We start from the raw sequence: 26,278 nt of genomic DNA, 5'->3' as shown, positions 1-26,278 counted from the left end.
TAGTCCTTGGCCTGCTGAATTTCTTCTGGGGTCATAGATTTTTCCTGTTTTTCTTATTTTTACAGCAATTTTCTCTACTCACATCACTAAGCATTTATACTCAGGGCAAAAGTGGGATGCTCCCGGTCTCAAATGTTTCTTCTGGTATGGGCAAACCATCTTCTTCTAGGGCTGAAATATGACCAGAAATAGCCTCTTTAATGTTTTTTAAAGCAATTTCTTTCGTTTCTCCCTGGCTGATACAGCCTTTTAAACTAGGACATTCAGCGATCCAATAGTTATCTTCATCTTTATAGGTAATAACTTGTCTCATAAAGTTTTCTCAGATTAAAAACCTAGGATAGTCCAAAGGAATCTTGCCAAAGTTTCTTGGATAACGATTACTAAAACTATCAGTAACTTTGCTTGAGTTTTATGGAAGCTTTAGCCACCCCCCACAATGGTAACCACTTCTAGGCGATCGCCGTTTTGCAGTTGGGTTTCGGGCCAAAACTGTCGATGGAGAATTTCACCGTTATATTCCACCGCAATTAAACGGAGGTTAAACCCTTGATTTTGCAGAAAATTGGGCAATGTGACCGGGCTAGCAGCCACTTGACGATCGCCGTTGACGAGGAGGGTAATGGGATCAGAAGTCATCGAAAATTGCTTTAAAAACTAGTCATCAAAAGGAAAAGGGCCGTTAATCACTTCATGCCAGGGCAAGCCGAGGGAACCGAGCTTTTCCAGAAACGGATCGGGGTCCATTTCTTCCACATTGAAAACCCCAGCTTGTTTCCATTTGCCCTGTACCATCATCAGTCCCCCTAGAGCGGCGGGCACCCCAGTGGTATAGGAAATGGCTTGGGAGCCAACTTCGGCGAAGCAGGCAGCATGGTCACAATTGTTATAGATGTAATAGGTTTTGGTTTGACCATCCTTAACCCCCTTGATATAACAACCAATGGAGGTTTGTCCTGAATAATTTTCTGCCAGGGAAGCCGGTTCCGGTAACACAGCCTTCAGGAACTGCAACGGTACGATTTTTTGCCCCTGGTATTCCACTTCATCAATGCGGGTCATGCCCACCGCCTCCAGCACCCGCAAATGGGTAATGTAAGCTTCTGAAAAAGTCATCCAAAAGCGGGCCCTTTTCAGGGTGGGAATATTTTTCACCAGGGATTCCAACTCCTCGTGGTAGAGCAAATAGGAAGGGCGATCGCCAATGTGGGGATAGTTAATGTCCCGGTGCACAGAAAGGGGATCAATTTCTTGCCAAACGCCATCTTCGTAATAACGACCCTTTTGGGTAATTTCCCGAATGTTAATCTCCGGGTTGAAATTGGTGGCAAAGGCCTGGCCATGGCTACCCGCATTGCAATCCACAATATCGAGGTAATGGATTTCATCAAAATGGTGCTTGAGGGCATAGGCGGTAAAAATCCCCGTTACCCCTGGGTCAAAACCACAACCCAACAGGGCCATTAACCCCGCTTCCTTGAATTGATCTTGGTAAGCCCACTGCCAACTGTATTCAAACTTAGCTACGTCTGGGGGCTCATAGTTAGCAGTGTCGAGGTAATCCACCCCCGCTTCCAGGCAAGCATCCATCAGCACCAAATCTTGGTAAGGCAAGGCCACGTTAATGAGCAAATCCGCCCCAAAGTCCCGCAGGAGTTGCACCGTGTCACTGACCTGAAAAGCATCCAGTGCGGCAGTTTTAACCTTAGTGGAGCCAATGTGAGCCGCAATTTGGTCACATTTAGCCACCGTGCGACTGGCCAAAAGAATCTCGGTAAAATCCTCCAGGGCCGCACATTTATGGGCCACCACACTGCCCACACCTCCGGCGCCCACAATCATCACTTTTGCCATGGTTAAACCCTCCAGTGCCCCAAATGTTGTCCGAAAAAATCTTAGCAGTTAAACAAATCCATGTTCAGCCAAATAACTGGTGATCGCCTTGATAATTTCTGTGGGGTTGGCCAGGTGGGGAAAATGACCAGGGGTATCAATCCAATAAAGCTCACTGTTTTTCATGGTCCGGTAAAGATAGGCCCCCACTGTGGCTGGGACAAATATGTCTTCCTGGGGTTGCACAATCAAAGTGGGTAGTTCCACTTGAGCCACTTCCCGACGGTAATCGGACATGATGATGAGGCTAAACACCACCAGGCCAATGTCAGGACGCAGTTGCAGAAGACAATGGGAAAATTCTTCCACCAATTCCGGCTTGTTGGGATCATTAACCGCCGCCGGAGCATAGGTGCGAATCCACTCGGCATAGTTATGACTCATTTCATTGAGGATTGTGGCAATTTTTTCCTGGCTAAAACCGCCCTTGTAATTCCCATCGTCCCGATAGCGGGGAGAACCGCAGATGAAAACCATGCCCTTAAATAAATCCGGATCCCGCAAACTGGCCAGGGCCCCGACCATGCAACTAGCGGAGTGGGCAATTAAAATCCCCCGACGCACCCCAACCAGGTGGGTTATCTCCATCAAATCATCGGCATAATCATTGAGGGAATTGTAATTCTGAATGTCAAAATTTTTACTGTTAGAAGGTTTGCTACCGGGAAAGTCAAATAAAACAATGCGATAATTTTCTTCGAAGGCCGGATAGATAAATCGCCAGGCGTTTTGTTCGCTGCCAAAACCATGGGCAAAAACTAAAGTTTCCTCGGAGTTAACATTGCCTAACACCTGGATGTTGTATTTTTCCATGCTGAAGTTTTCCGGCTCATCGCACTCGACTCCCCTATTCTATCGATCATATCCATGGAACTTTACCTTATTCGCCACGGCATTGCCCAGGAACAGTCCCCCACTATCCCCGACGGCGATCGCCAGTTGACTAAAAAAGGTAAAGACAAAACCCAGCGGGTGGCCCAGCGCCTCCAGGCGATCGGAGTGGAATTTGACCTCATTCTCACCAGTCCTTTAGTACGATCCCAGCAGACAGCCCAGATCCTGATGGACCAGGGCCTTGCCCCCCAACTGGAAAGTTTTTCCCCCCTCGCCCCTGGAGAAGACATTCCCCAAGGCATAGCCTATTTAACCGCAGAATATCGTCACCGCAGTCACCGTTGCCTTGCCCTAGTGGGCCATCAGCCGGATTTAGCCAACTGGGCCGAATATCTCATTTTTGGTAGCCCCCAAGGCAAATTAATTGTTAAAAAAGCTGGCATTATTGGTTTAACGTTGCCCTCTTGGGACTGTCCACCGGGTGAGGGGCAACTGTTTTTACTCACTCCTCCCCGTTGGCTGGTCTAAATCTAGCCCACAGTGGATCGGAGCTTGCCGGGCCAGTAACGGGCTCAATCCAGGGGTGGGAGTAAATTTCCAGAATTCCTTCAGATTCCTTAATATGGATATGGGGGCAGGCTGGCCCAGGCCGGCAAAATTTTTTCTCAATCCGAATCTAAGCAACAACAGTAGTGGCATTGTCCGTTATAGGTGAACTGTATGATGACTGATAGCGAAGTGTTTAAAGAAGGCCTAGCCGGAGTCCCCGCTGCTAAATCTAGGGTGAGCCACGTGGATGGCACCGACGGTATTTTGGAATACCGGGGCATTCGCATCGAAGAATTAGCCAAATCCAGTAGTTTTATTGAAGTAGCCTATCTGCTCATCTGGGGCAAATTGCCTACCCAGGGGGAGTTAGAGGAATTCGAGTACGAAATTCGTACCCATCGACGCATTAAGTACCACATCCGGGACATGATGAAATGCTTTCCCGAAACAGGGCACCCCATGGATGCTCTACAAACTTCAGCAGCGGCCTTGGGATTGTTCTATGCTCGACGGGCCTTGGACGACCCCAACTATATCCGGGCAGCAGTAGTACGTCTGTTGGCCAAAATCCCCACCATGGTGGCAGCTTTCCATATGATCCGGGAAGGCAATGATCCAATTCAGCCCAACGATAAATTGGACTACGCTTCCAACTTCCTTTATATGCTGACGGAGAAGGAGCCCGATCCTTTTGCCGCCAAGGTGTTTGACGTGTGTTTGACCCTCCATGCGGAGCACACCATGAATGCCTCCACTTTTTCGGCCCGGGTGACGGCTTCCACTCTGACGGATCCCTATGCTGTCATCGCTTCGGCGGTGGGGACATTGGCGGGGCCTCTCCACGGAGGAGCCAACGAGGAAGTGCTGAATATGCTCGAAGAAATTGGTTCGGTGGAAAATGTCCGGCCCTATGTGGAAAAATGCCTGGCCAACAAGCAGCGCATCATGGGCTTTGGGCACCGGGTCTATAAAGTCAAGGACCCCCGGGCAATTATTTTGCAAGATTTGGCCGAGCAGCTATTTGCCAAAATGGGCCACGACGAATATTACGAAATCGCGGTGGAGTTAGAAAAAGTTGTGGAAGAATACGTCGGCCAAAAGGGCATTTACCCCAATGTGGACTTCTATTCCGGTTTGGTTTACCGCAAGCTAGACATTCCTTCTGACCTGTTTACGCCCCTATTTGCGATCGCCAGGGTGGCGGGGTGGTTGGCCCATTGGAAGGAACAATTATCCGTCAATAAAATCTACCGTCCTACCCAAATTTACATCGGCGACCATAACTTATCTTATGTTCCCATGACAGAACGGGTGGTTTCCGTGGCCCGCAATGAAGACCCCAATGCGATTATTTAAACTGAGCTTAATCTTGTTTAACTAAATCGACTCAATTCCAGTTCCCTTGCTGGGGTTGAAATCCTTTGTCTGACTAGCCTTAGCCGTTTTTTGCTGTTGTTTACCCCAGGGATGTTTTGATTATGCAACTAACCCAGCGTGTTAGCCAAGTTGTGCCTTCCATCACCCTTGAAATCACGGCAAAGGCCAAGGCAATGCGGGCCGAGGGTATTGATGTGCTGAGCTTCACTGCGGGGGAACCGGATTTTGCCACTCCTCCCCACATTGTGGAAGCGGCCAAGTTGGCCCTGGATGAGGGAAAAACCCGCTATGGCCCCGCCGCTGGGGAACCGGCCCTCCGCCAGGCGATCGCCAAAAAGTTACGGGAAAAGAATAACTTGCTCTATGAAGCGGCCAACGTTTTAGTTACCAATGGGGGTAAACATTCCCTGTTTAACTTGATGCTGGCCATGATTGAACAGGGGGATGAGGTCATTATTCCCGCTCCCTATTGGCTCAGCTATCCAGAAATGGTGCGCCTAGCGGAGGGAACTCCAGTCATTGTCAACACCACAGCGGCCACGGATTATAAAATCACCCCGGAACAACTGCGCCAGGCCATCACCCCGAAAAGCAAGCTTTTTGTGCTTAATTCCCCCTCTAACCCCACCGGGGCAGTCTATACCCCTGGGGAAATTAGGGCTTTGGCAGAAGTAATTTTAGAGTACGATCATTTGTATGTAGTCTCCGATGAGATCTATGAGCGCATCCTCTACGACGGCACGGAACACCTCAGCATTGGGGCGGTCAACGACGAAATTTTCCGGCGCACTATCATCAGCAATGGTTTTGCCAAAAGTTATTCCATGACCGGTTGGCGGGTGGGTTACTTAGCAGGGGAATTACCCTTGATCAAGGCCTGTAGCACCATCCAGGGCCATAGCACCTCCAACGTTTGTACCTTTGCTCAGTACGGGGCGATCGCCGCTCTGGAAAATCCCCAAACCTGTGTGGAAACCATGGTCAAGGCTTTTACGGCAAGAAGGCAGGTGATGGTGGAGGGGATTAATCAAATTGCGGGGCTGAGTTGTCCTAACCCCAAAGGAGCATTTTATGTTTTTGTGGACATTACCAAAACGGGGCTTAATTCCCTGGAGTTCAGTGCCCAGTTGTTGGAATCTCAGCAGGTGGCGGTGATCCCTGGAGTTGCCTTTGGAGCCGATGACTGCGTTCGTTTTTCCTATGCTACTGATATGGACACCATTAAACGGGGTTTGGCTAAATTGGGACAATTTGTCAGCACCTTGGTGTGATTGCCCCCAAAATTTTGCTGGTTAAAGATATTTACCCATGGCCAACAGTTTTTTCAATTAGTAACAGTCCACCAGCTCAGGGCATATTTTTCTGGTCGAGCCATGGCTCCACCGCCTTGGTGTTTAACTTGAATGGTGTAATTGCCAGTGGTTGTAATGGGACAAAGAAAATGTTCCACATTATCGACTTTGCTTTGGGATGCACAAACCACCGAGCCATTATCATCTTGGGAAACCATTAATAAGTCTAGGTTGCTTAAAGGCTTGTCCTGAAAACTTTCCCCCAGGTCGTATTGTTGATTACCATTGCTGTCCAATAATTGCACTGGTCTTTCCCACACCAGGGTGACGCTGGCAAACTCTCCCCCTTTAAGGGGTTGGGATAGGGCGTAACTAATGGTTTGACCCGGTTGAATTTCTCCATAATCCCAGGCGATCGCCGGGAGATAATTTTCCCCAGGCCCATAGGCTCCAGACTGGAATTGTTCTAGGGCTCGGCGGGCGTTGAGTTGACCAGCCCCCATTTCCAAATCCAACGGCAGGGTAGGATCTCGGTAGGCTTCCGTGGCCAGCCAATCGCGGTTTTTGCTGCTGTAGAGGTTATAATCTGTGCCCAAACCAGCGTTGCGAATTTTTACCGCTGAGTTGAGTAATACGGCTTTCATCACCATGGGTCTGCGGGCATCTAAATTCCAGCGGCTACCATTGGGATTAGTTAATAACTGGAGATCGCCAAATTCTTGTAACAAAGCAACAGTTCCGGTTACCAAAGGAGCGGCAAAACTACTACCACTGACCCATTCCACCCGACCGTTGATGTCATATAAATAAAAATCACTACCCGGAGCCACTAAGCTCACCCCCCGGCGCCCCCCCTGATTGATTTCCCGTGCCACTATTCTTTTGCCCATACCCTCCGGTTCCCGACTTAAATTCGTAAAGGCCATGCGGTCATAACGGCCTTGGCGATCGGGGGACTGGACAGTGTAGGCGACGGTAATACCGTTGTAGTTGTCCGTGGGAATGGCGATGCCCCCTGTACCCTGATTGCCCGCCACCACAAAGAGTAAATTTTGTTGTTGGGTCAGCCAGTCCAAACACAATGTTAACAACGCATTGCCATCCAACTGGGGATTTCCCCTGGTGTCCCGTTCTAACGACTCCCCATAGCTCAAATTGACTGCCCGGAGATTGCCCCCATCTTGGCGACTAACAAATTGTCCGGCCAAGCACTGCTGGGGTTGTAGATTTTCAGCTAGCGGCCCCATAGCAGTGGCATAAAGTCGAGCCTCCGGTGCCACCCCTGGAAAACGTTTATCCTGGCTAACCATGGCCTGGGCTACCATACCGGCGTGACTATCAAAAAAGCGATTGCGGGGGGAAATTTGATTGAGGTGAAATACCCCCACCAAAGCATAGGGAGGCTGCCAACTGCCCAACTTATCCCAAAGATATTGCACTGGCCGACCCATTTCCATCTGGCCAATGGCTATCTTACGACCAGTTAGACTATGGGGATACTGATTTAAAGACTCACTTTCAATGCCCTTTTCGGTGAGATAACTAGGGTAAACTTCATTGGCACAGACAGAGCCAGCCAACAGCATTCCCTGGCAAAGGATTGCAAAATGGAGCGCAAATATTTTCCTAATTGGCCGAGTTTGGTTCAATCGATGACTGCAATTATGTTGGAGCAAAGTAATATTCGCAATTAGCGGGAAAATTTTAACCAAGAAAAGATTTGCTCCGTGGTTAGTTGTAAATCTAAACCGGACAGCACAGGTAAAATTTCTTGGCCATTATTAATCTCTGGATCATCGCTCAGATAACACTGGGGCGCTTGCTGGGATAGAAGAACTAAAATGGATCGTTCTTCCGGATTAATCAGCCAGCCCAACTCACTACCCTGCTCTAAACAATAGAGAATATTTTTCATCACCTTGGCTAAACTTTGTTGGGGAGAAAGAATTTCAATTACCCAGTCCGGGGCAAAACTAATTGCTTGATTTTCCAGCTCTCCGGAATCATTAATAGGCAGACGATCCCAACCTAAAACTGCAATATCTGGCACTATTGATCTTTCAGTCAAGTTACACCTTAGTTCATTGAAAGCCAAAACATTTTTGTTACTTTCTCCTGCTAAATCGATCATGCTAGCTAGTTTTAGTTGCAGTCGGCTATGGAAGGTCTTAGGCATTGGTTTTTGCGCAATGGTTCCGTTTACGTATTCCCAAGCTGGTGAGTCGTCAATATAGGACAATGCCAAAAAGTCGGCTATGGTTAGGGTTGGGTTGGGGCTAGAAGCAAGCATAGTTACTTTCTCCAAGGGGTTAGCAATGGTTACGCTATTGTAGTCAGACTATTGAAAAAAACATTGATTGAGGTACTGGAATAACAACAAAAAAGGCAGGAGAAAAGTAATTGCCAAAATTCTCCCTGCCATATTCTTGATGATTCTGTCACTGGTCTGCTTCCAGTTAGTTAGAGTTTGGCTCCACAACCGGAACAGAAGCGATGGGTGATGAAATTTTGGGTCTGGCAATGGTTGCACTCCACCATCTGGGGACCATTGTCTCGCACTGGTACTTCCGGTAAGCCTAGCATTTGGGCATTACTCATGCCGGGGGCAATCATGGGGTAACAGTTTTCATCTTTTTTGACTACCACATCCATTACCACAGGGCCATTGTGGGCTAGCATTTCGGCGATCGCCGGGGCCAAATCTTCCCGCTTACGCACGGTAATCCCCTTGATGCCATAGGCTTCACAGAGGAGATTAATATCTGGCATCCCCTGGGACATATTGGACGCAGAATAACGTTCTTCGTAGAAAGTCTGTTGCCACTGACGCACCATGCCCTGCCAACCGTTATTGAGAATAATAGTTTTAACCTGAATGTCATACTGGGCTAGCGTTCCCAACTCCTGGAGATTCATTTGGAAACTGGCATCCCCACTGATGCAAATGACGGCTTCCTCTCCCACTCCCACTTTGGCTCCCATGGCGGCCGGTAAACCGAAACCCATGGTGCCCAAACCAGCACTGGAAATCCACCGCCGGGGCCCATTGTTCAAAAACTGGGCTGCCCACATTTGGTGCTGTCCCACATCGGTGGTGTAGTAGGCATCGGGGGCCTGGCGACCAATTTCGTGTACTACCTCCTGGGGCGCAATGGTGTCTTTATAGTGAGGCACCTGGAGAGGATAATCAGTACGCCAATGATCAATACGGTTTAACCATTCCTGGGTGGCATGGGGATGGGTGGGGTAATCTAATTCCCGGGCCCGCTGTAAAAGTTGTTCCAACACATGGCGTACATCCCCGACAATGGGCACATCGGGAGCCTTGTTTTTCCCCACTTCTGCCGGGTCGATGTCGATGTGAATTACCTTGGCTCGGCTAGCAAATTCGTCTAATTTGCCGGTCACCCGGTCGTCAAAACGAGCCCCCACCGCAATTAAAAGATCACATTCACTAACAGCAAAGTTGGCATAGGCAGTACCGTGCATACCCAACATCCCCACCGAAAGGGGGTGGTTTTCGTCAAAAGCCCCAATCCCCATCAGAGTGGTCGTTACCGGCAATTGGAATCTTTCAGCAAATTCCTGCACTTGGGCATGGGCATTGGCGGCGATCGCCCCTCCTCCCACGTAGAGCAAGGGATTTTTGGACTGTTCTAACAACTGCAACGCCGCATTAATCTGCCGGGGATTACCTTTAACTGTGGGACGATAACCGGGCAAATTAACATCCCCTGGCTCAAGGGGAATATATTCACATTCTTCCAAACCCACATCCTTGGGAATATCGATTAAAACTGGCCCGGGGCGGCCGGTACTAGCCAGATGGAAAGCTTCAGTAACAATGCGGGCCATATCCGCCGCACTACGTACTACATAGGAATGTTTGACAATGGGCAGGGTGATGCCAAAAATATCAATTTCCTGGAAGGCATCACTACCAATCATGGCACGACCCACCTGGCCGGTAATGACCACCATGGGCACCGAGTCCAAATGGGCATTGGCAATGCCGGTCACCAAGTTAGTTGCCCCTGGTCCAGAGGTACCAAAACAAACCCCCACCTTACCCGTGGCCCTGGCATACCCGTCGGCGGCATGGGACGCTCCCTGTTCATGGCGCACCAGAATATGCTCAACTTCCCCCGCCGCTTCAAAACGGTACAACTCATCATAGATAGGTAAAATTGCCCCACCAGGATAACCAAAAATATGTTTGACCCCGTGGCGTTTCAGGCTATCCATCAGGATGTAAGCCCCGGTCTGCCGTTGGCTAGGAACAGTTTTCAGGAAATTTGTTTTGGGATTAGGAATTGATGCAACCACAGGACAAAGCGCTTTAGGAAGCGTAGGCTAAGTCATTTAATTTTAACCCAATCGGCGATGGGCTCCCCATGGCAAAGGAGGGAAAGTTAACAGGACTTAAATTTCTTGCCAGAACTAAAGTAAATTTAAACCATACTGCAGCCCGAGCTTGGCTCCCAATGGACAAAAATGGGATGGGTGCCAAACAAAATTATAAAGGCCTTCTTTGATGGGCGTCTCAGTCCATAAGCATTCTTGCTTTTAATCCAGTCAACACTCACTGATGGCAGGGTTTCAAAGCATCGTTTCAGTCAGTGCGGAGATGTAAATCCCGCTGGGGATAGGGAATTTCAATGTCTAGTTCCTTGAACTTTTGCCAAATTCTACAACGGAGCTCGCTGGAAACCTTCTTCCTACTCATCGGGTTATCCAGCCAAAACTTAATCTCAAAATTCATACTAGAGTCGGCAAAATCTAACAAAAAAGCGGCGGGCTTAGGTTGGGGAAGAATATCAGGATTATCTGTGGCTAAATCTAGTAATAAATCAATGACTTGACGAGGATTTGCTTTATAACTAGCCCCCACTATCACACTACAATAAACAAGGTGATTTCTACCAGTATAAGTATTAACTTCTTCTGTAAAAAAGACTTGATTGGGAATAATTCGATCAGTATTATCTCGAATAATGTTAACCGTGGCAGCCCGTAGCCCTAATCGTTCCACCCGACTCATCTCTCCTCCTACATTAATCACATCTCCTGGTTTTAAAGCCCCTTCCATCAATAACCAGACTCCACTGACAAAATTACTGATTACTTCTTTTAGACCAAAGCCAATTCCAACAGATAACCCCCCTGTAACCGTGGCAAAAATAGCTGGATTAATGCCCACATAGCCTAAAATACCAAAAAGACCAAAGCCAATTAAACCGTAATTAATCAACACTGAAACTGCCCGAATAAAACCAGGATCAAATTGGCTGCCATTGGAGATCAGATAAATGATTATTTTGCAAATTAAGGAGGAAAATATTACCCAAAGATAAACTCCAAAGGTGATCAATAAAATGCTTCTAATGGTGACAGGGGTTTGAAAGGCATCAAAAAATGGAGTGCTGACCAAAGGAAGATAATCTTCTACTAAATTAATTGTGCTAGCTACAAAGAAATAAAAGAGTATTGGACGGAATAAGTGAGAGCGATAATATTCAATTTCTTGAATGGGAAAACAAAAGCTAGAAAAAAAAATAACAGCCCGATAAAATATAAATATTAATGTTAAGATGATAGCGTGGTCAATTAGTCCATCATAATAGCTATGTTGTCGATAAATAGTATGAACAAATAATAACAGTAAAAATAGAAGCGATGGTAATAGAAAAAAATGCCCAGCCCATAGCAAGCAATCAAGGGGCGATCGCCGGGGAGAATAATTTAAAAAAAATTGTGCACTGTGATACTTTTTTCTTAACCACCACCAGATGATTTTAGTCGTGGCATAGGCAGCAATCATAGCTCCCAAGATTAAGACCAATTGTCCCTGCACCAAAGGCCGTTGCCCCATATGCCAAAAACTGAAGAAAACTGACTCCAAAGGTGAAAAGTCAAGGTCACTGATGCTTTGATTCATGGTCTGCTTGCTCAGCAAAATATTGATTGGTTTGTTCCGTAATTTCCTGGGCCGCTGCTTGGGAAGTAATTGCCCCAGAAAGGACACTGGTATAGAATCTTTCGCCAATATCTAGCATAAATTCTATTTTATCGATTTCTTTCATGCTATAGGAAGTAGCGGTTAAGGATTGTTTTTTTAATTGCGCTTGAATGGTAAAAAGACTAGATGGTATTTGCACATGAACATTAACTGGAATGGCAGATCTAGACTCTAAAATCCATTGTTGCTGCTGTTCAGTATTGGTAAAAAAAGTAGCAGCTTTTAGGGCTAAACCGCGCTGTTCGTCATTGCTTGTTGGATTTAAAACAAAGGAAAAACCAGTTAATGCTGGCGAAGAAGGGGCTCCCGGTAGACCAGGCAAGGGAGCAATACCCAGATTTTCTAGACCTAAACTAGCAACTAATTCTGGAATAGCTAAACTCCAGCAGGTGATATAAGCTAATCTCCCTTCACTAAAAGCCCGATTAGTAGCTAGGGAAGTAGGAATAAAAACAACGTTTGGTTCATTTTTGATGGTAATTAGAAATTCCATCCACTTACTCCAAGCCCCCTGGTTTAAAATCACTTCTCCTTCTTGATTAAAAACTTTGCCACCAAAGGCTCCTAGTCCCCATAAAGTATCACTAAAATTTGAAGTAATGCCAAAGGAATAGCCCTGACGAGAAAGGCTAACTATTTCATCTAAATTAGTGGGAACTTGTTTAACTTTTTTCTTGTTATAACAAAGGGTTTGGGTGCCTAAAGTAACGGGAATTGCATACAACTTTCCTCCATATTCCATCTGGCTGAGGGCATCCTGACGAAAATTATCCAGCGCAATCTCATTGTAAGGAATTGGAAACAGAGCATTGCGTTCCATTAATCGCCCTAAATACAGATTTTTAGTCAAAACTAAATCAGGGCCAAAACCGTGGTCAATATCGTGCAGGTAGGGTTCTAAAAGGTCGTCACTGGCAACAAATTTATAATTGACTTTAACGTTAGGATAAGCTTTTTTAAATTCATCCACCATGCCCGCTAAGTATTGATGATAGCGTTCTACTTGGGACTCATGTAGGTAGGCAGAGTCTAGAGCGAACCAAATAAGTAAAGTACCTTTATCAGAATTAATATTTCCACTGGGAACTGATTCTTGAAAATTTCTCAGAAATACTGGGTAGCTAGTAATGTCCGTTCCACAGCCGCCAGCTAAAAAGGATATTGCTGTAAACAGAACTATTCCCATTGCCCTAGGGAAATTTAAAAAGGGAAAAAATCTGTCCCACCAGGGTTGATTAACCTTAGGCATTAACTTTGATCTCGCTGTTCAGATCACCCTGTCCTTGCTCGGCGATCGCCAATATTTCCCGCTCAAAAGCGACCTGAGCCCGGTTAGTTCTTCCTCCTAAATAGATCTCCCCTTGACCATCCCTCTGGACACTCAATAACCATACTTGGGAATGGGAAACATAACTCATCATTACCCCTACCATCAATAAACCAAAGCCAAGATAAACAAAGGGAATGCCCGGATCAGCTTTAATTTGCAAACCAGTACTACCCACTAATTCTTTAACTGTTATATTGACTCCATTAATTTCCACCGTAGAACCAGCCCGCACCGCATCGGTTAAATTTCCCGCTTGGTCATAAATGATCATCGTACCTTGGAGGTCTTTAACTAATAGAGCTGCACCTTCGCTAAAGTCGGTTTTAGTGGGAATGTAAGCTCCCCACAACTGGCCACCATTGGCGGTCTGTAAAGGGGCCATGGGAAGTTGCAACACAGGACTATTGTTGAGTTGTACTTTCACCCCAGCAATGCCCCAATTGGTTTGATAAAAAGTAACTCCCTGATGACGTAAAGGGTGATTAACAGAGATGGTTTGGCGGTCTAATTCTTCTCCCTCACTGCTAACCACAGATAAATCAGAATAGAATTGATCGATAGCCCCATCTTCCGTGTAATCAATCCAAAAACGATTAACTTTGACACCCCAATCTTTAGGGATTTGGTTGTCGGCAAGGGGCCCTTTTTCGATAATGTTATTTACTTGAAATGTTTCGCCACTGGGAATCATGTGTTGGGCAAAAAATCCTGTCAGTGCCCCCCAAATTGCCCCTCCCAGAATAATTAACATGGCGGCATGGACAATGATAGGACCTATTTTTCCTATTAAACCTTTACGGGCGTAAATACTGTCACCTTCTTGGAAAATTTTGTATCCCCTATTCTGGAGTAAATCTTCAATTTTGTTTCTATCTCCATGGGGCAGGGAAAAACTTAGGGCTAGTTTGTTAAACTGCCTTGGTTGGTGATAAAATTGCCAACTGCGGGCCGCTTTTAAAGCAGGAAATTGGCGGTTAAATGTACAAGCAGTTAGGCTAGAACCAAAAAGTATTAGCAAGCCCAAAAACCACCAGGTTCGATAGACCTGATTCAAACCTAGTTGTAAAATTACCTGCCAACTTAAGAATCCAAATAAAGCCGGATCTTCAGGATAATTTTGTTGATAAAAACTCAAACTTTCCCCCTGTTCAATTACCGTGCCACTGATACTAAAAACGGCAATCAATAGCAAAAGGGCGATCGCCAGACGGAGATCTGCCAGAGTTTTCAGGCACTGTCGACCTAACTGCTGCAAAAAGTTGGTAGGGGAAGAATTGGCAAGGGTCATGAAAGTGGCGACAGTTTTGAAGATAGCCCTATCATTGTGCCCCGATCGCCGGCTCCATGGCAACGAACCCTAAAGTGGGAGCCACAACCACACCTAGAGTCTAGAGTCTATCGTTCTGGGAAATTCTACTCATTGACTAATGGTTAGCCCCGAGAGAACATGGCAGCATGGTCTTGATGGATCTTAAGCAGGCTTTCATCACTTTAGTTTGCCATTAGTTCAACAGCAGGTACGAATAAGTACACAAGAGCCTACTGCCATTAGGAACCACATTCCAAACAAGCCAAGTAACCCCCTTATTCCCAGTCCTTCCCTTACAGGCAAGTATTTCCCTGACAGGAGAGTGGGGGAGTTAGTTCGACCTAGAAAATTTTCTTGATCCCCACACAATCAAAAAGGAAAAACCATGGTTAATAACCAAGTACCGGCCGGTAGATGTCCTGTACTGCACGGAGCAAATACGACCGAGCAGAAAAATAACCTCAATTGGTGGCCCAATGGGTTGAACTTAGACATATTGCACCAGCATGACCAGAAAACAAACCCAATGAACGATGGGTTTAGTTATGCGGAAGCCTTTCAGCAACTTGATTTGGCCGCCGTAAAAAAAGATCTACACCATCTGATGACCGATAGCCAGAGTTGGTGGCCCGCCGACTGGGGCCATTATGGCGGGTTGATGATTCGTATGGCCTGGCATGCCGCTGGCACCTATCGCATTGCTGATGGTCGGGGCGGTGCCGCTACTGGCAACCAACGTTTTGCCCCCCTTAATAGCTGGCCTGATAACGTCAATTTGGACAAAGCCCGTCGCCTGCTCTGGCCAATTAAAAAGAAATACGGCAATAAACTTTCCTGGGGAGATTTGATCATTCTGGCCGGCACCATGGCCTATGAGTCTATGGGGCTCAAGGTTTATGGTTTTGCTGGTGGTCGGGAAGACATTTGGCACCCGGAAAAGGACATTTACTGGGGTTCAGAAAAGGAATGGCTTGCTTCCAGTGATCACCGCTATGGCAGTGAAGACCGGGAAAGCTTAGACAATCCCTTGGCCGCCGTACAAATGGGATTAATTTACGTTAACCCTGAGGGGGTGGATGGCCAGCCGGATCCTTTGCGTACAGCCCAGGATGTCCGCACTACCTTTGCCCGCATGGCCATGAATGATGAGGAAACCGTTGCCCTTACCGCCGGGGGCCATACCGTAGGTAAATGCCATGGCAACAGTAAAGCTGAGCTGATGGGGCCAGAACCGGAAGGGGCCGATGTGGCGGAGCAGGGCTTGGGTTGGCATAACCGGAACGGCAAAGGTGTCGGACGGGAGGCCATGACCAGCGGCATTGAAGGAGCGTGGACTACCCACCCGACCCAGTGGGATAACGGTTACTTTTACATGTTGTTTAACCACGAGTGGGAACTGAAGAAAAGTCCTGCCGGGGCTTGGCAATGGGAGCCGGTCAGCATTAAAGAGGAGGATAAACCCGTCGATGTGGAGGATCCAAATGTCCGCCACAATCCCATCATGACCGATGCAGATATGGCCATGATCAAGGACCCCATCTACCGAGAAATTTCGGAGCGTTTCTATCGGGAGCCGGATTATTTTGCGGAGGTATTTGCCAAGGCCTGGTTTAAGTTGACCCATCGGGATCTGGGACCCAAAAGTCGTTACCTTGGCCCCGATGTGCCCCAGGAAGATTTGATTTGGCAAGACCCCATTCCCTCAGTGGACTACAGTCTTTCTGAAGGGGAAATTAAGGAGTTAGAACAACAAATCCTTGCCTCTGGCCTCACCGTTGCCGAATTGGTCTGTACTGCTTGGGATAGCGCCCGTACCTTCCGTAGCTCGGATTATCGGGGAGGAGCCAATGGGGCCCGAATTCGTTTAGACCCTCAAAAGAATTGGCTCGGCAATGAACCCGCTCGATTAGCCAAAGTCTTGACTGTGCTAGAAAATATCCAAGCTAATTTTGCTAAGCCGGTTAGTCTAGCGGATTTAATTGTGCTGGGAGGGGGAGCGGCGATCGCCAAAGCAGCCCTTGATGGGGGGATTGAAGTTAATGTCCCCTTTTCACCCGGTCGGGGGGATGCCACCCAAGCCATGACCGATGCCGAATCCTTTGCCCCCCTAGAACCGGTCCACGATGGCTATCGTAACTGGCTCAAACAGGATTATGCTGTGTCACCGGAAGAGTTACTGTTGGAGCGCACCCAACTCATGGGGCTAACGGCACCGGAAATGACTGTTTTAATCGGTGGTATGCGGGTGTTGGGCACCAACCATGGGGGTGCTAGCCATGGTGTCTTCACCGATCGGGTGGGGGTATTGAGTAACGACTTCTTTGTCAATTTGACTGACATGGCCTACCAATGGCGGCCGGCGGGCAACAATCTCTATGAAGTCGGCGATCGCCAAACGGAGGAAGTGAAATGGACTGCCACCAAAGTTGACCTAGTGTTTGGTTCCAACTCAATCCTGCGCTCCTATGCAGAGGTGTATGCCCAGGACGACAATCGGGAAAAATTTGTCCATGATTTTGTGGCCGCCTGGAATAAGGTGATGAATGCTGACCGGTTTGATCTCCCTAGGGACTAGTTGGCAAAATAGAAGAATCACAAAATTCAGGCAACATTTCAGCAATCCATGGCAGATCAATTAATCCGCGCCACCGCCGCCGATGGGGGTATTCGCGCAGTGGGGGTAATTACCACCAACCTGACCGAAGAAGCCCGCCAACGCCATCGACTTTCCTACGTTGCCACCGCTGCTCTCGGCCGCACCATGGCCGCCGGGTTACTGTTGGCTTCCAGCATGAAGCAGGAGAAATCCCGGGTAAATATCCGCATCCGTGGTAATGGTCCCCTGGGGGGTCTGTTGGTGGATGCGGGCTTAGACGGTACAGTGCGGGGTTACGTACAAAATCCCTCGGTGGAACTACCTCCCAATGCCCAAGGTAAGTTGGACGTGGGGGGCGCAGTGGGTCAGGATGGCTTTCTCTATGTGGTGCGGGATGTGGGCTTTGGCTATCCCTACTCCAGCACGGTGGAGTTAGTTTCCGGGGAAATTGGTGAGGATGTCACCCATTATTTGGTTACCTCCGAACAGACTCCCTCCGCCCTATTATTGGGAGTTTTTGTGGGCAAGGATGGGGTAACCGCCGCTGGGGGTCTACTGTTACAGGTAATGCCCAAGGCCGCCCGGGACGAAGCCTTAGTTGCCGCTCTGGAATCCCGGCTGGGACACCTGACTGGCTTCACTCCCCTTTTACGTTCGGGCAAATCCCTCAAAGATATCTTTCAAGAATTGTTGGGGGATTTTGGTCTGGCCATTTTGCCGGAAGTGCAACTTTTGCGCTTTGATTGTCGCTGTTCCTTTCCTCGGGTATTGGGCGCTCTAAAAATCCTGGGGCAAGATGAACTAGAAGATATGATCGAAAAGGACAATGGAGCCGAAGCCACCTGCGATTTTTGTGGTGAGGTCTACCAGGCCGATCGCCATCATCTGGCCCAGTTAATTGGGGAAATTCAGCGAGAAAAAGCCGAACAGCTTTAACTAACTGCATCTGCCCAGAAATAGCTAATAAGTGATTAGGGGGAAAGGTAGCAAACAGTTAACGGTTGGCCCTTAACCATTGACGAAACTCCTTCAGGGCCGCCGTCTCCCCGATCGCCAAACTACGTTCAATTAGTAAAGGCACCTGTTCCAGGGACAAAAACGGAAAGGTGGGACTCTGATTCACGGGCTCGTATTGCCTCGACTCTGGATTAAGAACAAATACAGCTAGGCGATCGCCGTCATAACGCCAAATTTCCGGTATGCCTAAATTGCTGTAGATGGGAAACTTATCCAAGGAGCCACTGGTAATATCAATTTCTAAAACTAAATCGGGCGGCGGATCCACTGTGAGGTCAATGTGTTGCTTGCCCCGCACCTGGGGTTCATTTTTTATGTAATAACAGGAATCCGGCTCTACCCCTTGTTTAGTTCGATCAATTTTTAATGTTAATGAGCCAAACTTTTTAAGATTTAAACCTAGTTCATCGGCGATCGCTCGAATGAGGTCATCAATAAAGCGATTGTTGTTTTCGTGAACACCCAAGGGACTCATGATTTCTAAAATTCCACAGTCATACGCAAGTCTTTGCCCTCGTTTTTCTCCTAACTCTTCTAGTAACTGATTGAACGTATTCCAACTAACTGGATTGAGCAAAATCAAATGCTCCGCTTTGGGCTTAGTTAAATTTTCTTGTTGACGAGTTTCTAGATCAACCACCATCTCACTATCTCCCCCCAGGAATTCTATGCTTGTTAAAAAACAATCTTTTTACCCTGATCCTACTCCGGGATGCTTGGTCTGAATAAGTCCGAAGACTTAATTCACCGGCCAAAGATAGAGCAAAATAAACAAAATAATCCAAATAACATCGACAAAATGCCAAAACAAGGCGATCGCCGTCACCCCCTCATGGCCCCCATCAAAATTATGGGGCTGGAGAGAGCGCCAATACATATAAAGCAAAAGGCAAACCCCGGTAAAAACGTGCAGTCCGTGGAAACCAGTCAGCAAGAAGAAAGTTCCTCCCGCTGATCCCGCATCCAGACCAAAGGGCATACCAGCCCACTCCGCCGCCTGACCAAAAAGAAAAACAATACCTAGACTGATGGTGGCTAACCACAATAGGCGAAACAACTTCATTTCTCCCCGATGCAGGGCTTTTTCCGCCAAAATAATCGCCCCGCTACTGGTGACTAGCACCACGGTGTTAATGGCTCCCCTAGTCACATCTAAACCGTCTACTCCAGGGGGAAACCAGGGTTTATTGGTCAGCCGCAGAATGGTGTAGGTAACAAAAAAGCTGAGAAATACCACACTTTCCGACATTAAAAAGACGGGAAAACCAAAGCCTAAATTATCCGGTTCCTGCTCTTCCGTCGGTTCGCTATGGGGGAGATGATTACCTGATTCCATAAAATTTCCTCGTATGCTTGCTCAGTTAACGGGGTCAACGGCGGAAAAAGCCCACCCTAAGTCGTTACTTCCGTGGTCAAATCTGTAGGGCGATCGTAGCCATAGGGTTCCACTGTAATGGTGGGAATAACTTCAAAATTTTCCTCCGGTGGCGGTGAAGGTGTGGTCCACTCCAAACCTAAAGAATTCCAGGGATTATTGCCCACCCGACGACCCTGAAAAGCAGATGCCACCATATTGGCAATGAAGGGCAAAGTGGACATGCCCAGCAAGAACGCTCCTAAACTAGCCACCACATTCCAAGCTGTGTATTCCGGGTCGTAGGAAGAAATGCGCCGTAACATCCCCTGTAGTCCGATGGGATGCATGGGGAAAAAGTTTAGGTTGGCACCAATGAAAGTCAAAGCAAAATGGAGCTTACCCCAGGCTTCGTTATACATACGCCCAGTCATTTTCGGGAACCAGAAGTAAATCGCCCCATAAATGGCCATGGTCACGGTGCCGAAGACAACGTAATGGAAATGCCCCACCACAAAGTAGGTGTTATTAACGTGTAAATCGAAGGGGGCGGAAGCTAACATAATGCCCGTAATGCCAGCAAATAGGAACATTAAAATTCCCCCTAAGCAAAACAACATGGGGGTTTTCAGGCGCAAACTTCCTCGCCACACCGTGGCTGTCCAGGCCAAAACCTTAATGCCGGTGGGCACCGCAATAAGCATGGTGCTAGCCATGAAAAACATTCGCATCCAGTTGGGGGTGGCACTGGTAAACATGTGGTGTACCCAGACGAAGGTGCCTTGGATAGCAATGAGAAAAGAAGAGATGGCGACGGTTTTATAGCCAAAGAGTGGTTTACGGGCAAAAACCGGTAGTATTTCCGAAAATACCCCAAAGGCGGGCAGGGCCATGACGTACACGGCCGGGTGGGAATAGAACCAAAATAAGTGTTGGTAAATAATCGGGTTGCCCTGGTTAAAGGGGTCAAAAAAGGTGGTGCCAAAGGAGAGGTCAAATAGCAACATGATGGCCCCGCCTGTCAACGCTGGCAGACAAAAGAGTTGCAAAATTTGGGCACTTAAAATTGTCCAGACGTAAACAGGCATTTTTAGCAAAGTCAGTCCCGGTGCCCGCAATTTCCAAACGGTGGTGACAAAGTTAACCCCCCCCATGATGGAGGAAACACCGGAAGTGGCTACTGCCAAAAGCCAAAGAAATTCACCATTAATAAAATTGCCCGACGGATTTTGGATGCTCACCGGCGGATAGGACCACCAGCCGGCCTGGGCTGTGCCAGTGGGCAGAAAAAAGCTACTAATCAGTAATACTCCCACCACGGGCATGAGCCAAAAGGCGATCGCATTTAACACTGGAAAAGCTACGTCTTTAGCACCAATCATTAGGGGAATTAAGTAATTGGCTAATCCCACATTGGCGGGAAAAATCCAGAGGAAAATCATCATGGTGCCGTGGAGGGTGAATAGACCGTTGTAGAGGCTACGGTCCACCACGTCCAATTGGGGGGTAAGCAATTCTGCCCGGATAATCATGGCCAATAATCCCGCCACTAAGAAAAAGCAGAAGGACATCAGCAAATATTGAATGCCGATGACTTTATGGTCCGTGCTGAATTTGAGATAGTCGTGCCAGGGGCGTTGAAAGGGAACCGATGCGGTGGGCTGGTGGGTCATGCGCTCTGAGCGGGAAAGGGCAGTGCTTGTTTATTTTTAACAGAAAGCCATGCCGGGGGCACCGATTGTTCCTAAATTCGTTCTGGATTAATGCTCAATTTCCCTAATTTATCCCCCTGGCGATCGCCGTTCTCAATTTATCCATCCCTATTGTCCATAGGCTAATACTTGTCCTGCCGTCAGATTGAGGTCAGGAAATTGGGAAGAGATAATAGGATCATCTCCGCGCAACAGTTGCATTTGATAGTCACCGTCAACCAATTGGCAGATTGTTAGGGTTGGTTGCTTGGGGCGACCAATGTAACGAGTTCCTCCCAGCCCGCCATGATCAACAATCCAATATTCGGGAATACCCAAAGTGGCATAGTCCTCGACTTTACGGGCATAGTCGTTTTGCCAATTACCACTCACCACTTCTGCGATTAGTCGAATGGAACTCCCCAAGGTAAGAATGGATTGTTCTGGCCACAGGGTTTCCTCAATCAGGGCAGGGCGATCAACAACCATCACATCGGGACGAAAAGCAGTCATAGTCGTACTACTTGGCCGTAAAAGTCCCCTTTGTAGAATAAACCAGGGGAAATTGGCTTTGTCAATTTGGGTGCAGAGTTTGAGGGTGATAAAGGCGGCAATCTCTTCGTGGATTCCTGTCGGTTCCAAGTCAATCAGTTCTCCGTCAATTAATTCATAGCGATTGTCATCCCCATAGTGGAGACAAAACTGCTCGATGTTTAAAAGTGTTTTCTGGAAATCCCTATTGTTCAGAAGGATCATCGGTTATTTCCCCTGGCGATCGCCGTTGGTTTATTGGAGATAATTTTCCCGATCGCCGTTGGTTTGTTGTAAAAGACGATGGAGTTCAGACCATTGTTGGTTATTAATCAGGGTAATCAGGTTATCCAACTGTTGGCGATAACCTTGCAAGCTTTTTAGCAAAGCCTGTTGGTTATAGGTGGCCATCATGGTGCCCAACTCTGGGTTGCCGCCTCCCACCCGACTGGTGTCCCGAAAACCGGAACTAGCTAGGCTTTGGGCTAATTGGAGAATTTCTCGATCTTTTTCTCCGGCGCAGGCTTGAATCAAAGCGGCACCGACCATCACCGGTAGGTGGGAAATCCAGGCCACGGCTTGGTCATGGTTTTCGGGGGCACAAAGGTAAATTTTTACCCCCAGGGGTTCCAGCACTGAACGCAAACAGGCTAATTGAGCAGGGTTAGTATGTTCCGTGGGAGTAAGCACATAAGGAGCATTGACAAACAAATCTTCTTCCGCCCCATCAATGCCCTGGGCCGCAGTGCCCGCCATGGGATGGCCCCCAATAAACCCTGGCCAAAGTTGGCTCGCTGGTGCGGCGATCGCCGTTTTGACCGAGGCCACATCGGTGACAATGGCCGTGGGCGCTAGGTGGGGAATAAGCTTCTCCAAGGTGGGCAAAATTAATTGGATCGGAGTGCAAAGAAAAATTATTTTCGCTGTGTGCAGAAGAGATAAATCTTGCCCCGCTTCATCCACCAATTGCCTTTTTACTGCTTTTTCACAGGTGCTTTGTTGCCGGGATACTCCTATCAGATAATGGCCCTGACGACGCAAATCTCCCGCCAGGGAAGCTCCAATTAAACCTAAACCAACAACACCAATTTTCATTTGCCCAACTAAATTATTTTTAGACAACTCTCCATTCTGCAATCCCATACGAACTGAGTCTATTGTTGGTGCGCTTCCATATAGGCTCTTAGCAACTGATTGATTTGAGTTTGATAACCCCTCCCTTGGGATTTAAACCATTGCAAGACATCACTATCGATGCGGAGTGTGATTTGGGCTTTAGTTTTGGTCGCAGGTAAACCCCGCCGAACTATCGCCTTGGCAAACATTTCTGGGGTAACCTCCGGGCAATCGGACAAATCAATGTCTTCATCTTCCATGGCATCCAACCTTTGCCAATCAGTTTGAGAGTTGCTCGAAGTAAATTTTTTGTTCATATTTCGTTGCTTTTCTAGCGGAAATAATACGGGTGCAGTGCTTTGACTCAACATGGACAACAGCAACAACTCGCCCCTCCAATAAACCAAGTGTGACAAAACGTTGCTCTCCATAGTCAGCACGATTATCTTCAACCGTGACAATGTCGCTATTAAACACGGCTGGAACATCGGCAAAATCTATGCCGTGCTTACGAAGATTGGAAAGACGTTTTGCTTCATCCCATTCATAGTCCATAACTAAACGGACACTAAGGTTTCTCAATTGTAGCTACATTTTGTCGTTACGCACATGGAATTGGAAAAATCTTCACTGCTTAAACTCTGCCAAAAACTCCAATAGGGCCAGGGGAGCCACCGGGTTTCCTTGTTCATTCAAAGGGGGGCTATAGCAAGCAAAAATGGTCGGTGACTGGGCTGGCAAACAGGCCAAAATCAAACCACTCACTCCCGACTTGCAAATAAATCCTGTGCGCTGAAAAAACGCTTCCGACATTTCATAAAGCCCTGCTTTGGCCATGGTTCCCTTGACTCTGACAGTGTTCTCCAGTTGTAGCGGCGCTTGGGGACACTGTAATGCCAGGCCAAGCTTGAATAAATCCTTGAGGCAACCACTCAAACAACAAAGTTGGTTATAGGTTTCCAGAGCTAGGGCCCCATCTTCTACATAGCCTTTTTCTGCCAACAAATGGGCGATCGCCAGATTGCGGGGATTGGGTAGGGCATGGACGGAGGCTAATAGTTCTGGATCAAGCCAAAGTTGACATTGGGCGGTGTGATTTAACCAGGTGAGAAAATTTCTGCACCGTTGATCTGTTGTGGCCCCAGGGATATGACCTGCTAAACAAATGGCGCCACTGTTGACCATGGTATTGCGGGGATAACCGCCATCCTGCTCCAATTGCTCCACGGAATTAAACGGTAAATCCGAAGGGCGATCGCCAACTTTTTGCTGGGCCCACTGCCAACCCCGGTGATGGAGTATATAAAGCCAGATAAAGGGTTTAACCACACTCATCAAACTAAACGTTAGGTCGGTATCCCCTGTTTCGTAAATAATCCCGTTTTGGTCGCCAATGTCTAGGGCAAAATTGCCTGGATTAACCAAGCCTAACTGGGGAATGTATTGGGGTAATTTGCCGCTGAGGGCTCGGTGCTGGGCCGTTTCCACCCATTCTTGCCACTGATGCGGTCTAATGGCTCTGTAATTGGCGATCGCCATGGTATTGGGTATAGATTGATGGTGTACGACTTTGGGATCCGAGTTTAGGCCAATCCCCATCGTTATTCACCCTTTGCGATCCGTTGCGTCCCCCATGACCGTTCCCCCTTTCGATTTCAGCCACTATTTCACCTACAAAGAAATAGACCAGTTTTTGCAACAACTTCAAACTAGTTACGGTTCCTTGCTAACGGTGCAAACCATTGGCCAAAGCTATGCTGGTAGAAACATTTGGGTGGCGATCGCCACTAATCAGGCCACAGGGGACTATCGTCATAAACCCGGTTACTGGATCGATGCCAACACCCACGCCGGAGAAGTAACGGGGTCAGCGGTGGCTTTGTATTGCCTGCATCAACTGATGACCAAGTATGGGGAAGATGCCCAAATTACCCACTTGCTCGACAATTACACCGTTTACATCCTGCCCCGGTTAGCCATGGATGGGGCGGAGAAATATTTAACTACCCCCTACCTGTTACGTTCCAGTGTGCGACCCTACCCCTACCCCGAAGAACGGGATGGTTTATACCCCGAGGATGTCAACGGTGACGGTTTAATTTTACAAATGCGCCTTCCTGATCCCTGTGGGGCCTGGAAAATTTCTGACCAAGACCCCAGAGTCATGATCGGGCGATCGCCAGAGGAATTTGGCGGTGAATATTACACTTTGTTGCCAGAGGGTCTGATTCGCAACTATGACGGCTACGAGTTTGACCTCGCCCCCAGCCAGGAAGGATTGGACTTTAACCGCAACTATCCCCACCAATGGGCCCCGGAGGGACAACAGCAGGGGGCCGGAGATTTTCCTTTTTCTGAGCCGGAAACTAGGGCAGAGGCGGAATTTTGGCAACAGCATCGCAATATTAACGGTTTCATTAGCTACCACACCTATTCCGCCGTGATTCTGCGTCCCTACGCCTCCCAAGCAGATGAAAATTTACCCGTAGAGGATTTAAATGTGTACAAAATTCTGGGGGAAAAAGGCAAAGAATTAACCGGCTATAACTGCATTTCCGCCTACCACGATTTTCGCTACCATCCCAAGGAAGTCATCTATGGGGTGATGGATGATTATGCCTATGATCACTACGGTTGGTTTGGCTTTACAGTGGAACTTTGGGATGCTCCAACTGCGGCGGGCATTGAAAAAGAAGATTTAATCGAATGGTTCCGTTGGCATCCCCCGGAGGATGATTACAAGCTAATGCGATGGAATGACCAAGCCTTGAACGGCGAGGGTTTTGTCCATTGGCAACCCTTTGACCATCCCCAACTGGGTAAGGTGCAAATTGGCGGTTGGAGTTTTAAAACCATGTGGCAAAATGCCCCGGCCCAGTTTTTGCCCGAACTTTGCGAGCAACAGTTTCGCTTTGCCCTCACCCATGCCCTGATGTCCCCCTGCTTAGCAGTGGCTAAAACCGAAATCACCGCCCAGGGAGAAAATATTTACCAAATCACAGTGCAATGGGAAAACCAAGGTTTTTTACCCACCTACACTAGTCAAAAAGCGCTGGAACGAAAAGCGGTGCGCCCCATTCAAGTTTGCTTACAAAAGCCGGATAGCATGACCCTAATCACCGGCAAAGTTCACCAGGAATTACCTCATCTGGAAGGACGTTCCAATAAAACGAAATCTTCCTTAGCCAATGGAATTGATTATCGCTGTCACTTAACTTGGCTAATTAAGGGTCAGTCTGGAGAAAAGTTGACCATCACTGCCCAAGCTGAAAGGGCTGGCACGGTGCAAACAGAGTTAGTTTTATCCTAGGGGGTGGGCAATGGCAAAATCTTTTGCAAGTAACTTAATAAATCAGAAAAAGAGGTATGG

24 protein-coding genes are annotated in these 26,278 nt (G+C 47.7%); 6 read left to right on the top strand and 18 right to left on the bottom strand.

Annotated elements, in window-relative coordinates:
- Positions 1–100: 100 nt before the first annotated feature.
- From IQ217_RS13320 to IQ217_RS13305, 4 genes are all read right to left on the bottom strand, one after another.
- Positions 101–313, bottom strand: coding sequence for a type II toxin-antitoxin system HicB family antitoxin (locus IQ217_RS13320; protein ID WP_194020307.1), 213 nt, complete (start codon positions 311–313; stop codon positions 101–103).
- Positions 314–423: 110 nt separating this feature from the next.
- Positions 424–639: a sulfur carrier protein ThiS gene (thiS, locus tag IQ217_RS13315; RefSeq protein WP_194020306.1), complete on the bottom strand. Its 216-nt coding sequence runs from the start codon at positions 637–639 to the stop codon at positions 424–426.
- Positions 640–657: 18 nt separating this feature from the next.
- Entirely contained in the window at positions 658–1,854 is a 1,197-nt protein-coding gene (locus IQ217_RS13310; RefSeq protein WP_194020305.1) for a carboxyaminopropylagmatine dehydrogenase, read from the bottom strand.
- A gap of 48 nt (positions 1,855–1,902) precedes the next feature.
- Positions 1,903–2,706 (bottom strand): alpha/beta fold hydrolase, encoded by an 804-nt coding sequence (locus IQ217_RS13305; protein ID WP_194020304.1) that lies wholly within the window; start codon positions 2,704–2,706, stop codon positions 1,903–1,905.
- 54 nt (positions 2,707–2,760) lie between these two features.
- Between IQ217_RS13305 and sixA the strand changes: the two genes are divergently transcribed.
- The 3 genes from sixA (at position 2,761) to IQ217_RS13290 (ending at position 5,924) form a co-directional block, all read left to right on the top strand.
- Positions 2,761–3,255: a phosphohistidine phosphatase SixA gene (sixA, locus tag IQ217_RS13300; protein WP_194020303.1), complete on the top strand. Its 495-nt coding sequence runs from the start codon at positions 2,761–2,763 to the stop codon at positions 3,253–3,255.
- A 183-nt stretch (positions 3,256–3,438) separates the two neighbouring features.
- Positions 3,439–4,632 (top strand): citrate synthase, encoded by a 1,194-nt coding sequence (locus tag IQ217_RS13295; RefSeq protein WP_194020302.1) that lies wholly within the window; start codon positions 3,439–3,441, stop codon positions 4,630–4,632.
- A 122-nt stretch (positions 4,633–4,754) separates the two neighbouring features.
- Positions 4,755–5,924, top strand: a complete 1,170-nt coding sequence (locus IQ217_RS13290; protein WP_194020301.1) for a pyridoxal phosphate-dependent aminotransferase — start codon at positions 4,755–4,757, stop codon at positions 5,922–5,924.
- 53 nt (positions 5,925–5,977) lie between these two features.
- Here IQ217_RS13290 and IQ217_RS13285 read toward each other — a convergent pair whose 3' ends face one another.
- The 6 genes from IQ217_RS13285 to IQ217_RS13260 form a co-directional block, all read right to left on the bottom strand.
- Positions 5,978–7,531, bottom strand: coding sequence for a S8 family serine peptidase (locus IQ217_RS13285; RefSeq protein WP_228024105.1), 1,554 nt, complete (start codon positions 7,529–7,531; stop codon positions 5,978–5,980).
- Between the two features lie 104 nt (positions 7,532–7,635).
- Positions 7,636–8,235 carry a Uma2 family endonuclease gene (locus IQ217_RS13280; RefSeq protein WP_194020300.1) on the bottom strand — a complete coding sequence of 200 codons (600 nt, stop codon included), beginning with the start codon at positions 8,233–8,235 and terminating at the stop codon, positions 7,636–7,638.
- Positions 8,236–8,405: 170 nt separating this feature from the next.
- Positions 8,406–10,271 carry a biosynthetic-type acetolactate synthase large subunit gene (ilvB, locus tag IQ217_RS13275; RefSeq protein ID WP_194020299.1) on the bottom strand — a complete coding sequence of 622 codons (1,866 nt, stop codon included), beginning with the start codon at positions 10,269–10,271 and terminating at the stop codon, positions 8,406–8,408.
- A 286-nt stretch (positions 10,272–10,557) separates the two neighbouring features.
- Positions 10,558–11,883 carry a mechanosensitive ion channel family protein gene (locus IQ217_RS13270; protein ID WP_194020298.1) on the bottom strand — a complete coding sequence of 442 codons (1,326 nt, stop codon included), beginning with the start codon at positions 11,881–11,883 and terminating at the stop codon, positions 10,558–10,560.
- Positions 11,864–13,213, bottom strand: a complete 1,350-nt coding sequence (locus tag IQ217_RS13265) for a sugar ABC transporter substrate-binding protein (RefSeq protein WP_194020297.1) — start codon at positions 13,211–13,213, stop codon at positions 11,864–11,866. The genes IQ217_RS13270 and IQ217_RS13265 overlap by 20 nt, the downstream gene beginning before the upstream one ends.
- A complete protein-coding gene (locus tag IQ217_RS13260; protein WP_194020296.1) occupies positions 13,206–14,582 on the bottom strand; it encodes a cytochrome c biogenesis protein in 1,377 nt (458 codons plus the stop codon). Before IQ217_RS13260 ends, IQ217_RS13265 begins: the two co-directional genes overlap by 8 nt.
- A gap of 406 nt (positions 14,583–14,988) precedes the next feature.
- Here IQ217_RS13260 and katG point away from each other — a divergent pair, with 406 nt between their 5' ends.
- Positions 14,989–17,178 (top strand): catalase/peroxidase HPI, encoded by a 2,190-nt coding sequence (gene katG, locus IQ217_RS13255; RefSeq protein ID WP_194020295.1) that lies wholly within the window; start codon positions 14,989–14,991, stop codon positions 17,176–17,178.
- Positions 17,179–17,226: 48 nt separating this feature from the next.
- On the top strand, positions 17,227–18,135 hold the full coding sequence (hslO, locus tag IQ217_RS13250; protein WP_190598022.1) for an Hsp33 family molecular chaperone HslO: 909 nt from the start codon (positions 17,227–17,229) through the stop codon (positions 18,133–18,135).
- 58 nt (positions 18,136–18,193) lie between these two features.
- Here hslO and IQ217_RS13245 read toward each other — a convergent pair whose 3' ends face one another.
- From IQ217_RS13245 to IQ217_RS13210, 8 genes are all read right to left on the bottom strand, one after another.
- Positions 18,194–18,859 (bottom strand): Uma2 family endonuclease, encoded by a 666-nt coding sequence (locus IQ217_RS13245; protein WP_190598023.1) that lies wholly within the window; start codon positions 18,857–18,859, stop codon positions 18,194–18,196.
- Positions 18,860–18,955: 96 nt separating this feature from the next.
- Complete coding sequence (locus tag IQ217_RS13240; RefSeq protein ID WP_190598024.1) at positions 18,956–19,552, bottom strand: cytochrome c oxidase subunit 3; 597 nt, start codon at positions 19,550–19,552, stop codon at positions 18,956–18,958.
- A 56-nt stretch (positions 19,553–19,608) separates the two neighbouring features.
- The gene (locus tag IQ217_RS13235; protein WP_190598025.1) at positions 19,609–21,243 is read right to left on the bottom strand and encodes a cytochrome c oxidase subunit I; all 1,635 of its coding nucleotides are present in this window, start codon (positions 21,241–21,243) and stop codon (positions 19,609–19,611) included.
- 147 nt (positions 21,244–21,390) lie between these two features.
- The gene (locus IQ217_RS13230) at positions 21,391–22,017 is read right to left on the bottom strand and encodes a Uma2 family endonuclease (RefSeq protein ID WP_194020294.1); all 627 of its coding nucleotides are present in this window, start codon (positions 22,015–22,017) and stop codon (positions 21,391–21,393) included.
- A gap of 30 nt (positions 22,018–22,047) precedes the next feature.
- Complete coding sequence (locus IQ217_RS13225) at positions 22,048–22,887, bottom strand: prephenate/arogenate dehydrogenase (RefSeq protein ID WP_194020293.1); 840 nt, start codon at positions 22,885–22,887, stop codon at positions 22,048–22,050.
- 59 nt (positions 22,888–22,946) lie between these two features.
- Positions 22,947–23,225 (bottom strand): BrnA antitoxin family protein, encoded by a 279-nt coding sequence (locus IQ217_RS13220; protein WP_190598028.1) that lies wholly within the window; start codon positions 23,223–23,225, stop codon positions 22,947–22,949.
- Positions 23,188–23,463, bottom strand: a complete 276-nt coding sequence (locus IQ217_RS13215) for a BrnT family toxin (RefSeq protein ID WP_190598029.1) — start codon at positions 23,461–23,463, stop codon at positions 23,188–23,190. Before IQ217_RS13215 ends, IQ217_RS13220 begins: the two co-directional genes overlap by 38 nt.
- 72 nt (positions 23,464–23,535) lie before the next feature.
- Entirely contained in the window at positions 23,536–24,507 is a 972-nt protein-coding gene (locus IQ217_RS13210; protein WP_194020292.1) for a glutaminase, read from the bottom strand.
- A gap of 34 nt (positions 24,508–24,541) precedes the next feature.
- Between IQ217_RS13210 and IQ217_RS13205 the strand changes: the two genes are divergently transcribed.
- Complete coding sequence (locus tag IQ217_RS13205) at positions 24,542–26,218, top strand: M14 family metallopeptidase (protein ID WP_194020291.1); 1,677 nt, start codon at positions 24,542–24,544, stop codon at positions 26,216–26,218.
- The last annotated feature ends 60 nt before the right edge of the window (positions 26,219–26,278 follow it).

The sequence above is a fragment of the Synechocystis salina LEGE 00031 genome, from assembly GCF_015207985.1.
Classification (GTDB): domain Bacteria; phylum Cyanobacteriota; class Cyanobacteriia; order Cyanobacteriales; family Microcystaceae; genus Synechocystis; species Synechocystis salina.
The sequence above is the reverse complement of the archived record's forward strand: the minus strand, read 5'-3'. Positions and strand labels throughout refer to the sequence as shown.

Coding starts and splice junctions, on each gene's coding strand:
- IQ217_RS13245 (WP_190598023.1), bottom strand. CDS start 18,859: ATGGTGGTTGATCTAGAAACTCGTCAACAAGAAAATTTAACTAAGCCC.
- IQ217_RS13265 (WP_194020297.1), bottom strand. CDS start 13,213: ATGCCTAAGGTTAATCAACCCTGGTGGGACAGATTTTTTCCCTTTTTA.
- hslO (WP_190598022.1), top strand. CDS start 17,227: ATGGCAGATCAATTAATCCGCGCCACCGCCGCCGATGGGGGTATTCGC.
- IQ217_RS13310 (WP_194020305.1), bottom strand. CDS start 1,854: ATGGCAAAAGTGATGATTGTGGGCGCCGGAGGTGTGGGCAGTGTGGTG.
- IQ217_RS13290 (WP_194020301.1), top strand. CDS start 4,755: ATGCAACTAACCCAGCGTGTTAGCCAAGTTGTGCCTTCCATCACCCTT.
- IQ217_RS13280 (WP_194020300.1), bottom strand. CDS start 8,235: ATGCTTGCTTCTAGCCCCAACCCAACCCTAACCATAGCCGACTTTTTG.
- IQ217_RS13220 (WP_190598028.1), bottom strand. CDS start 23,225: ATGAACAAAAAATTTACTTCGAGCAACTCTCAAACTGATTGGCAAAGG.
- IQ217_RS13260 (WP_194020296.1), bottom strand. CDS start 14,582: ATGACCCTTGCCAATTCTTCCCCTACCAACTTTTTGCAGCAGTTAGGT.
- IQ217_RS13270 (WP_194020298.1), bottom strand. CDS start 11,883: ATGAATCAAAGCATCAGTGACCTTGACTTTTCACCTTTGGAGTCAGTT.
- IQ217_RS13225 (WP_194020293.1), bottom strand. CDS start 22,887: ATGAAAATTGGTGTTGTTGGTTTAGGTTTAATTGGAGCTTCCCTGGCG.
- IQ217_RS13235 (WP_190598025.1), bottom strand. CDS start 21,243: ATGACCCACCAGCCCACCGCATCGGTTCCCTTTCAACGCCCCTGGCAC.
- IQ217_RS13240 (WP_190598024.1), bottom strand. CDS start 19,552: ATGGAATCAGGTAATCATCTCCCCCATAGCGAACCGACGGAAGAGCAG.
- IQ217_RS13285 (WP_228024105.1), bottom strand. CDS start 7,531: ATGCTGTTGGCTGGCTCTGTCTGTGCCAATGAAGTTTACCCTAGTTAT.
- IQ217_RS13205 (WP_194020291.1), top strand. CDS start 24,542: ATGACCGTTCCCCCTTTCGATTTCAGCCACTATTTCACCTACAAAGAA.
- thiS (WP_194020306.1), bottom strand. CDS start 639: ATGACTTCTGATCCCATTACCCTCCTCGTCAACGGCGATCGTCAAGTG.
- katG (WP_194020295.1), top strand. CDS start 14,989: ATGGTTAATAACCAAGTACCGGCCGGTAGATGTCCTGTACTGCACGGA.
- IQ217_RS13305 (WP_194020304.1), bottom strand. CDS start 2,706: ATGGAAAAATACAACATCCAGGTGTTAGGCAATGTTAACTCCGAGGAA.
- IQ217_RS13320 (WP_194020307.1), bottom strand. CDS start 313: ATGAGACAAGTTATTACCTATAAAGATGAAGATAACTATTGGATCGCT.
- IQ217_RS13230 (WP_194020294.1), bottom strand. CDS start 22,017: ATGATCCTTCTGAACAATAGGGATTTCCAGAAAACACTTTTAAACATC.
- IQ217_RS13210 (WP_194020292.1), bottom strand. CDS start 24,507: ATGGGGATTGGCCTAAACTCGGATCCCAAAGTCGTACACCATCAATCT.
- IQ217_RS13215 (WP_190598029.1), bottom strand. CDS start 23,463: ATGGACTATGAATGGGATGAAGCAAAACGTCTTTCCAATCTTCGTAAG.
- sixA (WP_194020303.1), top strand. CDS start 2,761: ATGGAACTTTACCTTATTCGCCACGGCATTGCCCAGGAACAGTCCCCC.